The following is a 12,270-nucleotide window of genomic DNA, read 5'->3' as shown; positions in this document are numbered from 1 at the left end:
GGAGACATCATGACCCGTTCGGCCCGCACGACATACACCCTCGACATCAGCCCCGCGGACCTCGCGACGGCACTCGCAGCACCGGAGTTCGCGGTCGCGCGCCTTGCGGCGGCGCGGCGCGAGGATCCGGTGCTGGTCAGCCATTCGACCGGTCACGGGCGGACTCGGATCACCGCGCGCTATTTCACCCGTAAGGACGAACTACCGGGCTGGATGCAGGGACGGTTCCCCGATCATGGCCCCGAGAACGTGCGCACCGAGGACTGGGTCGTGGACGGTGATGGGCTGAGCGGCAAGTTCACCGTGGAGTCCACCTCGAACTCCACGTCGCTGCGCGGAACCTACCGGGTCAGCCCGACCGCGACCGGTTCGGAATGGGTGGTGGAGGCGACCGCATCCGCGGGCATCCCGTTGCTGGGCCGCAAGATCGAAGCGTTTCTGTTGGCGAGTCTGGACAGTGCGTGTGCCCAGGAGGCGCAGGAGATGTCGGCTGCCGCTGTCCGGATCGGCTGAGCCAGGGATCTTCTCACTGACAGCAGTTTCACCTAGCACCTAAAGGACCGGGCATGGCCACAGCGCTCGAGTGCACCAACGTGTCGTTCGGTTACGACCGGAAACACCAGGTTCTTGACGACATCACCTTCTCCATCGATCAGGGTCAGATCTTCGGCCTGCTCGGCCCGAACGGTGCCGGCAAGTCGACCCTGGTGAAGATCCTCCTGGGGCTGAACAAGCCGGGTGGCGGGACCGTGCGGTGGTTCGGGGAGGAGCTGACGACCCGGGCACGACGCCGGATCGGCTACGTCCCTCAGGACCTGGCCCTGTTGTACGACCTGTCGGCGGAGGACAACGTTCGCTTCTTCGGCCGGCTGAACGGTTTGTCGTCCGGCCAGATCAAGGCACGGACACGCGCCGCACTCGACTTCGTCGGCCTGTGGGCGGAACGCAAGAAGCAGCCCGGGTCCTACTCCGGTGGTATGAAACGACGGCTGAACATCGCCTGCGGCATCGTGCACGAGCCCGACGTGGTGATCATGGACGAGCCGACCGTGGGTGTCGACCCGCAGTCGCGCAACCGCATCCTGGAGGCCATCGAGGAGCTGCGGGACTCCGGCACCACCATCATCTACATCTCGCACTACATGGAGGAGGTCGAGCGGCTGTGCTCGTCGCTCGGCATCATCGATGACGGCACGTACCTGTGCGGTGGCACCCTCGAGGAGTTGTTGTCGGACTACGCACCTGAGGCGATCGTCAACCTCGAACTCACCCAGGGCGCATCCCTGCACGGCGACGACCTGACCGGACTGCAGGTGCTGGAACGCACGGACAGGACGGTGAGCGTCGCGATGCCGGACGGGCACCTGGACGACATGGGCGTACTCGCCGATCGGTTGGACGACAAGGTGCAGCGGTTCACCTACATACCTCCGAACCTGGAGCAGGTGTTCTTCCGGCTCACTCGCAAGGCTCTTCGGGACTGACGCGGCGTGCTGACCATCATCGTCTCGTCCATGCGGCGGAAGTTGACCAACAAGTCCGTGTTGCTCAACCTGCTGGTGCTGCCGCTGCTGTTGATCGTGATCCTGGGCAACGCGCTGGCGTCGACCTTCACGCAGCACAGCGCCTCTTCGGACACCGTCGGCTCGCGCACGTCACTCGCGGTCGTCGACCTGTCCCACACTGCGGCGTCGACGGCGCTGGTGTCGCAGCTTTCGGCGACCAACGCGTTCACCGTGGCCCCGGCGTCGGCGGCCGCGGCCGCCGACCAGCTGGCGGACGGCTCGGTCGACGTCGTCGCGACCATCCCGGCCGACTTCGGCAGCGCTGCCCGGGCCGCCTCGCCACCGATCGTCGAGCTCACCGCCGTGGACTCCCGCATCGACCAGTTGAACGCGGCGCGAGCCGCGGTGTCCTCGATCACCGATGCGCAGCGGGCGACGGCGGTGGTCGCGGCCGGCGGGTCGACCGCGGCATACAAGACGGCCGACTACATCTCACAACCGGTGTCGACCGCGAAGGACCCATCGGCGGGAGTGTCCGGGATCACCTACTACACGGTCACCATGCTGGTGCTGATCCTGCTCTACGGTCTGGGCAACACGATGAACTTCGTCAAGGACGAGTATGACGGGCCGCTGGGCGACAGGTACCTCGCCAGCCCCACGGGGGTGTTCCGGCTGATGAGCGCGGAGGTCGTGGCGGGAACCCTGTGCTCCATCCTGCAGGCAACGGTCATCGTGGTCACCGCAACGCTCGCATTCGGCGCCGACCTCGGGTCGAGGCCGTGGGTGCTGGCCGCGATCATCGTCGTGAGCGCGGTCCTGTTCAACAGCATCGGCCTGTTGCTGGGCGTTCTCGGGCGCAGCCGCCCGTGGCTCGATCCGGTGGTGTCGTTGCTCATCCCGGTGATGACCTTCGTCGGCGGCGGGTTCGTCAAGCTCGACTTCGGCGCGCTGAGCAACCTGGCGGTCAACTCGGTCTTCCAATCCGCCTTCTTCCGGGAGATCTCCGGATATGCGACGCAGTGGACGCCGCTGCTGGTGAGTGCGGCTGTCGCCGTCGCGGCGCTGACGGCGTCGGCCGTGATGATCGGTCAGAAGGGAGCGGTCCGATGAGTGTTCTGGCCCTTTATGCGCGGCGGGTGCTGAAGCGACCGTTCGTGCTGCTCGTGGCGATCGTCATGCCGTTGGTGCTGGTGCAGGGCGTCGTGCTGCAGTACCACAACGGGACCAACCCATCGGTCGCCGTCTCGGTCACGGATCCGGTGTTGCGAGGCTTCGTCACCACGGAGTTGAAGTCGGCAGACATCGACTACTCGGTGGTGTCGCGTGCCGACCGCGGTTCGACAGACGACGCCATGCTTGCCATCGACGGCAGCCTCGAGGCGGCCGCCGGTGATGCGGCGGCGCTCCGCGCGAAGGTCAGCTACGGCCAGGTCAGCGCCAACAACGTGCTGTTGGCCACCCGGCTCAATTCGATCGCGTCGACCCTGGGCTATTTGGCCGACAACAGCGACTCAGCGGCGCAGCTGCGCAACTCGCTGCGAACCTTCGCGCACACCGCACCGGCGATGCGTGCCGAGGCATCGGTGATCGGCAACGACAACGCCACCGTCCTGGTGTCCTCGTTCAACATGATCGTCTTCGTCATGTTGCTGCTGACCATGTCCAACATCCTGATGTTCGTGAAGGACAAGACATTCACCACGACCCAACGGATCCTCATCGCGTCCAGCAGCCGCCTGGGGTATGTCGCCCAGCTCGTCTCGTTGTTCGCGCTGCTGGCGGTGGGTGAGTTCCTCGTCATGGTGGCCGGCATGCGATGGATCTTCCATGTTCCGCTGGGTCTCAGCACCGGACGGCTGGCGGCACTTGTGGGGGCGTTCGTCCTGTTCAACGTGTTCGCCATAGCCTTCGGGCTGTTGCTGGTCACCCGGACCACCAAGGAGTCGGTCGCCCGGCTGCTCGTCACGGCGGTGACCCTGCCGATGGCGATGCTGGGCGGCGCGCTGTGGCCGCTCAGCATCATGCCGGACTGGATGCAGGCGGTCGCGCAGGTGCTGCCCACGACGTGGGTCACGCAGCTGAACGGCGCATTGTTCAGCGGTTTCACACCCGGTGCCTGGTCCGTGGCGCGGCCGCTGCTGCTGCTTGCGGCCGCCGGCGCCGTCGCACTGGTCACGCTCAGCAGGGTGTCGACCGAAAAGCTCTGAAGAGAGCAGGCCGCCCCGACCATCGCGCGGCCGTTCATCAACCGATCGAGCCATCAACGAAGGGATCTCCCCATGTCACATCACGTGCAGTACCACCTCGTCCGCGCCGTGGGCTGGACGCTCGCCGTGCTCGGCTTCGGGTCGGCATACCTGCGGACCCAGCTGAACATGGACACCGTTCTCACGACCTGGATGGGTCACGACCAGCCGACATCCGGCATCGTCATGGGGATCGTGGGCCTGGCGGTCGTCGTGCTGGCCTCGCGACTGCGACTGCGTCACCTCGCGGCCGGCTGACGGGCCACCACCGATCGACCACCACCCTCCGGAGGGCTTCTGCCGCCGGAGGGTGGTGTCGTTGTCGATGTGCCGCACCGACCCCGGGCGGGCACAGAAAGGAGATCCGCCCCTGCGTGCAGCAGGAGCGGATCTGCGGTTTGGCTGTGCGGTTCAGGCCGCCGCGGCGTCCGAGGTGGAGATCACCGAGTGGACGAGCTCCGCCAGATGATTGCGCGCGGTGCTCGATGTCGTCGCGGGACCACCAGCGATGAGACCGGCATCCGCGCCGTCGGCGGCGGCCGCTTCAGCCGATGCGCCGTCCGCGTGTCGGACCAGCACAACCGTCGCGAGCTGCCGGTCGAGGTGCCGGCGGCTGTGCGCGCCGACGGTCCGGCAACCGTGCGCCCGGGCGAAGACGCCCAGCGGCCCGCGAAGTTCGACGCAGATCTCGCCGGCGACCTCGACGACCTCGACCAGGTCCGGCCGCCACAGTGCTTCGGTGGGCTCCAGTGCCTGCAGGGTCAGTTCGCGCACGGTGTCGCACACGTCGTGCGGCTGTCCGACGACGGCCGTTCTCACCCTGACGGTGTCGGCGAAGGAGGCGTTCATCGGTGTGCCGCCTGTTCCTGGGCGGTGACTCGCCGGCCGACGATCATGGCGATCGCCCAGGCGGTCAGCGACGAGACGGCGTCCTCGGGCGTCTGTGGCTGCCGTGTCACCGCGCGTCGGTGCGGCAGCAGCTCGACGACCTGGGCGCGGCCGCGTTCGGTCAGCCTCCCGGATGCATCCGCGAACTGATCCGGGGCGAGATCGCCCCGGATCAGGGTCCGCAGGTCGTGCGTGTCGCCGATCGCTCCGGTCGCCTCGTCGAGTCGGTGAAGCAGGTCGACCACGTCGAAGGAGGTGGCCGCGAGCTCGTCGAAGAACGCGGTCGTCGGTTCGATCAGTACTTCGGGCACGTCGAGTGCCTGCGCCATACAGGTGCGCACGATCGGGAAGACATCCGCCGCCGTGGTGGGGCGCCGTTGGTATGACGAGTTTGATCCGGGCACCGATTTCCTCCTGGGCGACGGGACAGGTCTATGTAGAAGATCCCGCCGTGGCCTGAACCGGACATGCCGACGGACGCTCGACGCCGAGTTCGGACATCGCCGCGCGCAGCTTGCGCAGGCAACGCGTGCGCGTGGGTCCGATCGACGCGACCGGTATGCCCGTTTCGTCGCTGATCTGCTGGTATGTCGGAGCCGGGTCGCGCAGGACCAGGCGCAGGAGGTGCTGGTCGCGCGAGCTCAGTTGTTCCATCGCGACCCGAAGCACGGCCAGTTCGCTGCGGACCAGTGCCGCCCGTTCCGGGTCGCCGGTGGTGGCGACGGCCATCGCTTCGATCGGCTCCGCCATGGGGATCGCGCGGCGCTCGCGGGTGATGACCCGGAGGGATTCGTTGCGGGCGACCGTTGCCAACCAATCGCCGACGCTGTCGGGGTTGCGCAGGGTCGTGATCCGCTGGACCAGCCGGAGCCAGGTGGCTTGCGCGACGTCGTCACATTCGGCCGAGGTCAGCCGGTAACGGCGGGCGACGCCGTAGACCAGCCGCCCGTAGCGTCTCATCAACTCGTCCCAGCAGGCTTGTTCGCCGGCGGCACAACCCGCGACCAGATCTCCGGGCGAGACGTCGGGCGGCTTGTTTCCGAGACGGGTCAGAGCAGGCATGGTGAACTCCTTCGGTGATGCGGTCCCCCCGCACGAAGCGGTCGGTCGAAAAGTCCGCCGGTGGGCCGGAACCGCGTCCGGTCCTTCGTCGACCCACAGGCGGGGAAGGAGCTCGAGGCCTCGAGCGTCCGGGTCGGGTGACCCGGTGAGTCATGTCTAATCGGGGTGCGCGGGTGCCTCAAGGGTTTGCAGGTGGCTCACTACGGCCTGTCCCGAGACGGACACCCGGGCCACCGCGACACCGGCGACAGCGCGGGGGACGAGGGCCGCCGTTGCCGTCTCCACCCCCGCGAGGGTCCCGGCGGCGTCGAACAGCCGAAGAGGCAGCACCGTTCCGTGGCGCCGATCGGACCGGGCCAGTCCCATCACGTAGGCCCGCCCGAGGTGCAGGAGGTGCAACGACCAGTCGGGCAGGGGCATCGCAGCGGTCTTCGGGTCGTGCACGCGGGGCCGTCCCTTGAGGTCGCGAATGTCGAACGAGTCGAATGCGTGATGCAGTCCCAGGCCGAGAGCCTTGGTGTAGGCCTCCTTCAGGACCCAGTGCTCGGCGAGGGCCTCCCGGACACCTCGTTGGTTCGTGCACTCGATGTGCTCGAGCTCCCGAGCGGTGAGCACCCGTGTGATCAACCGACCGGCCTCCGCGCGAGCCGGAAAGGTCTCGACGTCCAAACCGACGGTCGCGCCGGTGGTCACCGCACACGCGATGAGGCCGTCGGTGTGTGTCAGGTTGAAGTCCAGGTGGCCTCCGTCGATCAACAACGGTCGGCCGTACTCGCCGACGGCGAATCGGACGTCGCGCGGACGCTGTCCGAGATAGCGACCCACGGCCCAGCGAGCGAGCACCCTTGCGCCCAGATGCCGCCGACGCGAATCCGGGCGTAGCAACCGTTGCAGCCGCTCGGTCTCCAGGGGTGACAGCGCTGACGACGCGTCGAGGCGTGCGGCGACCTCGTCGACGTCGGACTCGGCGAGCAGCCACAAGTCACACCCACCCGGGACCGGGTGTATTCGGGTGGCCACCGACTGCGCCGGTAGCAGTTCGGTGGTTGTCATTATGGGCGCTCGGCGACAAGCCCGGCGAGCCGCCACACCGAGGAGTTGACCAGCGCTATCGGGCGCAGCCGGACGCCGAACTCGGAGCGAATGTCCTCCAACAGGAGCAGCGACTCGGTGGAGTCCATCGCGAGGTCTCGTAGGTCGCACGCGATCCCGAAGGACTCGGCGGGGATGCCGAGGTGCCGGTGGATCCAGCCGACCAGCCAGTTGCTCACGTCTTGGGTGGAGCGCTTGCCCGATGTTGTGGTCGTGACGGTCATGGTGCCTCTTCACCTTGCGGAACGGCTTCCGAGTGCCGCTCATTCAGCTAGCAAGAGTTCCCGGGCCCGGTGAACCGGACGGTGCCCCCATCTGGCACCGGACACGGTGTGAGCCACCCGGGGCAACAAGTGGGCGATGAAAAATGTTGCAGATAAAGGGATTTCAGTAACTTACCGGACGGTTGAGCAAGATCGGTCGACGGGCCGGATGTCCCGATGCGGTCACGTACTGGCCGACGTAGGACAGCCCGAATCTATTGCGGCGACTTACCCGGCGAGCGTTTGCTGTGGTTGTCGCCGAAGCGGGGGTGTTGGACGAAAACGCGTAGACGACAACGTTTCTCAAGTTCTATCTCTGGAGGGTTCACTGATGAAGAAGTTCGCACTCGCCGTCGTCATGTCGACTGTCTTGATCGGTCTCGGAGGTGGCGGGCACGCAGTCTCGCACCAGGCCGACGGAGCACCCGCGAGCACCGTGACGACCGACAACGGTGGTGCGACCTTCCAGGCGGACGGGCTGTGGTGGCCGTGATCCGTTGGTAGGCAATTGAACTCGTGCGGGCCTGGTGGATTTTCCGAACTGGGCACGCCGGGTCGCCCATCGCTTGTATAGTCGCCGCGGGAGGCGTGACGATGGGATGTCGCTCAGACGACTCGACGGCACCGGACTCCGATCCAGATGGGTTGGGGCCCGGTGCCCGTGCGTTGTATGCGTCGCTGATCGAACACGTCGGGGACCTCACCAAGGCGGCCGCGACGCTGGCCGACACGGACATCGACGAGGCCCTGAACGTGCTGGTCCGGCTCCACCTGGTGCATCGGAGCGGGGAGGACAGGTTCGAGGCGTTGAGCCCGAGCGAGGCCGCGGAGGAAGTGCTCGGGCCACGTGAGGCGAGGGTTCACCAGGAGTTGCGCGACTGCGCAGACCTGCGGGCGGAGTTGCGCGAACTCGCGCCCCTGTACCGCGACGCGACCCGCGTGAGTGAGGTCCTGGCGTCCTCGGAGTTGCTCACCGACGGTGGTGAGGTTCGCGACCGGATGGGGGAGATCCGAGACGGCGTTCGACAGTGCATCTATTCGGCCCACCCCACCATGGCCACTCCGGAGGTGCTCAAGTCCGCGGTCGAGGAGGACGGCGAGATGCTTCGGCGTGGGATCGTCTTCCGCGACTTGTACACGCACACCGCCCGGCGCTATCACCACTCGCTGCAATACCTCAAGTCGATGGCGGAGATGGGGGCCGAGATCCGCACGGCGTCGATCATTCCCGCCCGGATGGTGCTCATCGACCGTTCGTTCGCGCTGATTCCGGCACCGACGATGGGTGCGAGCGCAGCGCTGGTTCGCGACCAGGCGGTCGTCGACTATCTGCATCTGATCTTCGAGTTCCTGTGGGAGCGCGGGCAGGACTTCAGCGATACGACCGACGAGGGCGACGACTACGTCCCGTTCGAGATACAGACGGCGATCCTGCACGAACTTGCCGAGGGCAGGACCGACGAGGCGATCGCCCGCCGGCTCGGCATCTCGTCGAGGACACTGCGGCGCCATCTCTCGCAGCTCTTCGAGAGCCTGGGCGTCGACACGCGCTTCCAACTCGGGATCGCGGCGGTTCGACGGGGTCTGCTGTCCTCTGACTACGAGGACCCGGGCGCCGCACCACCCGTTTGAAATCCGGAGGACGCACCCCTGCTCGACCAGCGCTGACACCGCTGAGCCAACCTGGCCTGCCACCTGCGCGTCCTACCAGGAGAGGTCGGTCGGCCAGAGATCGACCGTGAGCAGGGGACGATCACGATGATTCGCACATCAGCACGCACTGCTCTGACCGCCGCAGGTGTCGGTGCGGTGTTTCTCCTCGCCGGCTGCGGGCCGAGTGGCGGCTCCGGAGCCGTGCAGTCACCGGCCGGGTCCTCGACAGGTGTGGATGCGGGAACGACCAGTGAGGTGCAGAGCCTGCAGACCTCCAGCACAACAGACAGCTCGCCGGCGGCGGCATCCGTGACGGGGACGGGAAGCACGAGCCACGCTTCCGCGCCGCAGACCACCCAACAACCGACCACCTCGTCGCCGGGCGACAAACCGGGTCCCGCGCTGCACGGTCGACCAGCTGAAGCTGTCTCTCGGCGCCGGCGATTTCGACATGCAGGGCTCGCACCGGCCGCTGCGGTTCACCAACATCAGCAACACGGTCTGCAAGCTCACCGGCGCGCCGGGTGTTTCGTATGTCGCCGGCGACGACGGTCACCAGGTCGGCCGCGCGGCGGACCGGATCGTCGGGCACCAGCCGGTGGTGTTGATCCCGAACGCGACCGCCTCCGCCGGGCCGTTCCTGTCCAGCGCGCCGCGCAAGAGCGACTGCCAGCAGGTGGCGGTGCGCGGGCTGCGGGTCTACCCGCCGGACTCGTACCGGTCGGCATACCTCCCGCTGCCCGAGTTCACCTGCAAGCCGCCGCAGAGCCGCTCCTACCTCAAGGTCGGCCCGATCCTGCCCGGTCCGAACAACAGCGGGGTATGACGCGGCGGCACCCGACGCGTGTGGTCTGCACAAAGTGCGCCATACCGCACCTTCTACGGACCGTTGAGCGACCTTCAACGTCCGAGAATCAATGACGGGATGAGTCAGGGACGCAGCAGTGTTTTGATGGCGCGGCGCTCGTCCATGGCGCGGTAGCCCTCGGCGACCTCGGACAGCGGCAGGACGAGGTCGAAGACCTTTCCCGGATCGATCTCCCGCTTCCAGATCCGGTCGATGAGGTCAGGGAGGAAACGGCGGACCGGAGCCGGGCCACCGTGCAGGTGCACCGCCGAGTAGAAGAGTTCTTCGCCGAGGAGCTGCACACCGTGGGAGACCCCGACGAAGCCGACATGTCCACCGGGTCGGGTAGAGCGGATGGCCTGTGCCATGGCTTCCTGGGTGCCGACAGCTTCGACGACGGAATGTGCGCCGAGGCCGGCGGTGAGCTCCTTGACGCGTGCCACACCCTCCTCGCCGCGCTCGGCGAACATGTCGGTCGCGCCGAATTCGAGCGCGAGCCGCTGGCGTGGCTCGTGGCGGGACATCGCGATGATCCGCTGGGGGCCGAGTTGCTTGGCGGAGAGAATTGCGAGCAGTCCGACGGCGCCATCGCCGACGACGGCGACGGTCTTGCCGGGCCCGGTCTCGGCGGCGACTGCTCCGAACCAACCCGTGCCGAGCACGTCGGATGCGGCCAGCAGTGAAGGGATCAGGTCCTCGTCGGGCTGCCCTACCGCTGCCGGCCGTCACCTGCAAGCCGCCGCAGAGCCGGTCCTATCTCACGGTTGGCCCGATCCTCCCCGGCTCGGAGAATACTGGCGACTGAGTCGGCCGGCGCGACCTACTTCGTGCGGGGGGTTCCTCGCACCGAGAAACAGACATAAACAAATCTGTGTATCTGTTGACATGTCTGTATTTGTGTTGCCATGCTTGTGGCCAGGTTCACATCACCCGGTTGGAGGCGAGCACACATGCTCTACGCAGCGGAGCGGCAACAGCGCATCCTGGACGAGGCGCGGCGCCATGGCCGGGTCGAGGTCAATACAGTCGCAACCGAGCTCGACGTCACGCCGGAGACGGTGCGTCGCGACCTCACCACCCTGGAGAAGCGGGGTGCCCTGCGGCGCGTGCACGGAGGCGCCATACCAGTCGAACGGCTGGGTGACGAGCCGACCCTGGCGGCCCGGTCGACCCGGCTCACAGCTGAGAAGAAGCGGATCGCGGCACGCGCGCTGGACGAGATCGAGGACGGCGCCACCATCCTGCTGGACGCGGGGTCCACGACCGGTGCCATCGCCGAACTGCTGCCCACGGACCGCGAGCTCACCGTCGTCACGAACTCCGTTCAGACGGGAGACCAGCTGGCGGCGCACGACAAGCTCACGCTGTTCGTGATCGGTGGCCGGGTCCGCAACCGGACCGGCGCGATGGTCGGGGAGTGGGCCGGGCGTGCGCTGGGAGGTATCACCGTCGACGTCGCCTTCATCGGCACGAACGGTGTGTCACCCGAGCACGGGTTGACCACGCCCGACCAGGCCGAGGGGACCGTCAAGCGCGCGATGGTCCACTGTGCGCGCCGGGTGGTGGCCGTCGCCGACGCCTCCAAGTTCGGTGTCGACCATTTCCACACCTTCGCCGACCTGTCGCAGCTGGATCGGATCATCACCGACAGTTCGCTCGATCGAACCATTGCTGCAGCAGTCGAGGCTCTGGGCCCCGAGGTGACGCGCGCATGATCGTAACGCTCACCCCCAACCCCAGCGTGGACCGGACGATCGCGTTCGACAGCATCCGCATCGGCGAGGTCCAGCGCGCCACTTCCAGTCGAATCGACCCGGGTGGCAAGGGGATCAACGTCTCCCGTGCGCTGATCGCGCACGGTGCGGACACCCGGGCAGTGTTGCCCGTTGGTGGTCCCGAGGGTCGGCTGCTCGCCGAGCTGCTCGAGCTCGCGGGCGTCCCTCGGTGCGAGGTGCCCATCGCCGGGGCCGGCCGGATGAACGTCGCCGCCGTTACCCCTGACGGAACCACCACCAAGCTCAACGAGGCGGGACCGGAACTCACCGGCGAGGAGGCCGATGCACTGCTCGCGGCAACCTTGGATGCCGCGCAGCCCGGCAACTGGGTCGTGGGATGCGGCAGCCTGCCACCCGGGGTGCCCAGCGATTTGTATGCCGACCTCGTCGCTCGCGCTCGCAACCTCGGCGCCCGTGTCGCGATCGACTCGTCGGGCATGCCGTTCAACGCCGCCGTCGCGGCCAAACCGTCCCTCATCAAGCCCAACCACGATGAACTCGCCGAGCTGGTGGGGCGTCCACTCCCCACTCTCGGCGACGTCGTCGACGCCGCCCGCGACCTTGTCGATGACGGAATCGAAGTGGTCGTGGTCAGCCTTGGGGCGGATGGCGCGGTTGCGGTCGATGCGACCAGCGCCGAGTCCGACCCGCTGTGGGCGAACGCCACCGTCGAGCGCCCGCTCAGCACGGTCGGCGCAGGTGACTGTCTCCTCGCCGGTGTCCTTTTCGGGCTGGATGCCGGGGAAGGCCTCGGGGCCTCGCTGGCCCGGGGCGTCGCCTGGGGTGCGGCGGCCGTCGCATTGCCCGGCAGCAGGGTTCCCGGCCCGGCAGACATTGCCGAGGTCACCGTCAGGACCTCCACCGAACCGGACCTGTCCATGCCGATCCGCCTGACCGGCGAGCAGGCCCACACTCCCACACCCACCACACCGTAAG

At 67.4% G+C, this 12,270-nt stretch carries 14 protein-coding genes and 2 pseudogenes; 10 read left to right on the top strand and 6 right to left on the bottom strand.

Features of this window, described 5'->3' with window-relative positions; genetic code table 11:
• The first annotated feature begins 9 nt into the window (after nucleotides 1-9).
• The 5 genes from FHU39_RS16105 to FHU39_RS16085 all read left to right on the top strand — a co-directional run bounded on the left by FHU39_RS16105 (nucleotide 10) and on the right by FHU39_RS16085 (nucleotide 4,012).
• Nucleotides 10-513, top strand: a complete 504-nt coding sequence (locus FHU39_RS16105) for a DUF2505 domain-containing protein (protein WP_183321584.1) — start codon at nucleotides 10-12, stop codon at nucleotides 511-513.
• Nucleotides 514-566: 53 nt separating this feature from the next.
• On the top strand, nucleotides 567-1,484 hold the full coding sequence (locus tag FHU39_RS16100) for an ABC transporter ATP-binding protein (RefSeq protein ID WP_183321583.1): 918 nt from the start codon (nucleotides 567-569) through the stop codon (nucleotides 1,482-1,484).
• Between the two features lie 30 nt (nucleotides 1,485-1,514).
• On the top strand, nucleotides 1,515-2,618 hold the full coding sequence (locus tag FHU39_RS16095; protein ID WP_183321582.1) for an ABC transporter permease: 1,104 nt from the start codon (nucleotides 1,515-1,517) through the stop codon (nucleotides 2,616-2,618).
• Nucleotides 2,615-3,715 (top strand): ABC transporter permease, encoded by a 1,101-nt coding sequence (locus tag FHU39_RS16090; protein ID WP_183321581.1) that lies wholly within the window; start codon nucleotides 2,615-2,617, stop codon nucleotides 3,713-3,715. The genes FHU39_RS16095 and FHU39_RS16090 overlap by 4 nt, the downstream gene beginning before the upstream one ends.
• 72 nt (nucleotides 3,716-3,787) lie before the next feature.
• On the top strand, nucleotides 3,788-4,012 hold the full coding sequence (locus FHU39_RS16085) for a hypothetical protein (protein ID WP_183321580.1): 225 nt from the start codon (nucleotides 3,788-3,790) through the stop codon (nucleotides 4,010-4,012).
• Nucleotides 4,013-4,165: 153 nt separating this feature from the next.
• Here the strand turns inward: FHU39_RS16085 and FHU39_RS16080 are convergent, their stop codons facing one another.
• From FHU39_RS16080 to FHU39_RS16060, 5 genes are all read right to left on the bottom strand, one after another.
• Nucleotides 4,166-4,603: a hypothetical protein gene (locus FHU39_RS16080; protein WP_183321579.1), complete on the bottom strand. Its 438-nt coding sequence runs from the start codon at nucleotides 4,601-4,603 to the stop codon at nucleotides 4,166-4,168.
• Entirely contained in the window at nucleotides 4,600-5,046 is a 447-nt protein-coding gene (locus FHU39_RS16075; RefSeq protein WP_183321578.1) for an acyl carrier protein, read from the bottom strand. Before FHU39_RS16075 ends, FHU39_RS16080 begins: the two co-directional genes overlap by 4 nt.
• A 28-nt stretch (nucleotides 5,047-5,074) precedes the next feature.
• Nucleotides 5,075-5,704, bottom strand: a complete 630-nt coding sequence (locus FHU39_RS16070; protein ID WP_183321577.1) for an RNA polymerase sigma factor — start codon at nucleotides 5,702-5,704, stop codon at nucleotides 5,075-5,077.
• A 156-nt stretch (nucleotides 5,705-5,860) separates the two neighbouring features.
• Nucleotides 5,861-6,757 (bottom strand): 4'-phosphopantetheinyl transferase family protein, encoded by an 897-nt coding sequence (locus tag FHU39_RS16065; RefSeq protein WP_183321576.1) that lies wholly within the window; start codon nucleotides 6,755-6,757, stop codon nucleotides 5,861-5,863.
• Nucleotides 6,757-7,020 (bottom strand): acyl carrier protein, encoded by a 264-nt coding sequence (locus tag FHU39_RS16060; protein ID WP_183321575.1) that lies wholly within the window; start codon nucleotides 7,018-7,020, stop codon nucleotides 6,757-6,759. The genes FHU39_RS16065 and FHU39_RS16060 overlap by 1 nt, the downstream gene beginning before the upstream one ends.
• A gap of 370 nt (nucleotides 7,021-7,390) precedes the next feature.
• Between FHU39_RS16060 and FHU39_RS16055 the strand changes: the two genes are divergently transcribed.
• The 3 genes and pseudogenes from FHU39_RS16055 to FHU39_RS16045 form a co-directional block, all read left to right on the top strand.
• Nucleotides 7,391-7,552, top strand: coding sequence for a hypothetical protein (locus tag FHU39_RS16055; protein WP_183321574.1), 162 nt, complete (start codon nucleotides 7,391-7,393; stop codon nucleotides 7,550-7,552).
• A 101-nt stretch (nucleotides 7,553-7,653) separates the two neighbouring features.
• Nucleotides 7,654-8,691 (top strand): helix-turn-helix domain-containing protein, encoded by a 1,038-nt coding sequence (locus tag FHU39_RS16050; RefSeq protein ID WP_183321573.1) that lies wholly within the window; start codon nucleotides 7,654-7,656, stop codon nucleotides 8,689-8,691.
• A 436-nt stretch (nucleotides 8,692-9,127) separates the two neighbouring features.
• Nucleotides 9,128-9,538: pseudogene (locus tag FHU39_RS16045) on the top strand (DUF4232 domain-containing protein); the annotation flags it as partial.
• Between the two features lie 104 nt (nucleotides 9,539-9,642).
• Here FHU39_RS16045 and FHU39_RS16040 read toward each other — a convergent pair.
• Nucleotides 9,643-10,269, bottom strand: a pseudogene (locus FHU39_RS16040) (zinc-binding dehydrogenase); the annotation flags it as partial.
• Nucleotides 10,270-10,509: 240 nt separating this feature from the next.
• Here FHU39_RS16040 and FHU39_RS16035 point away from each other — a divergent pair.
• Entirely contained in the window at nucleotides 10,510-11,274 is a 765-nt protein-coding gene (locus FHU39_RS16035; protein WP_183321572.1) for a DeoR/GlpR family DNA-binding transcription regulator, read from the top strand.
• Complete coding sequence (gene pfkB, locus FHU39_RS16030) at nucleotides 11,271-12,269, top strand: 1-phosphofructokinase (protein WP_183321571.1); 999 nt, start codon at nucleotides 11,271-11,273, stop codon at nucleotides 12,267-12,269. The genes FHU39_RS16035 and pfkB overlap by 4 nt, the downstream gene beginning before the upstream one ends.
• Nucleotide 12,270 lies beyond the last annotated feature (1 nt).

The sequence above is a fragment of the Flexivirga oryzae genome, from assembly GCF_014190805.1.
Lineage (GTDB): Bacteria > Actinomycetota > Actinomycetes > Actinomycetales > Dermatophilaceae > Flexivirga > Flexivirga oryzae.
This window is presented reverse-complemented; position numbering and strand designations above follow the sequence as displayed.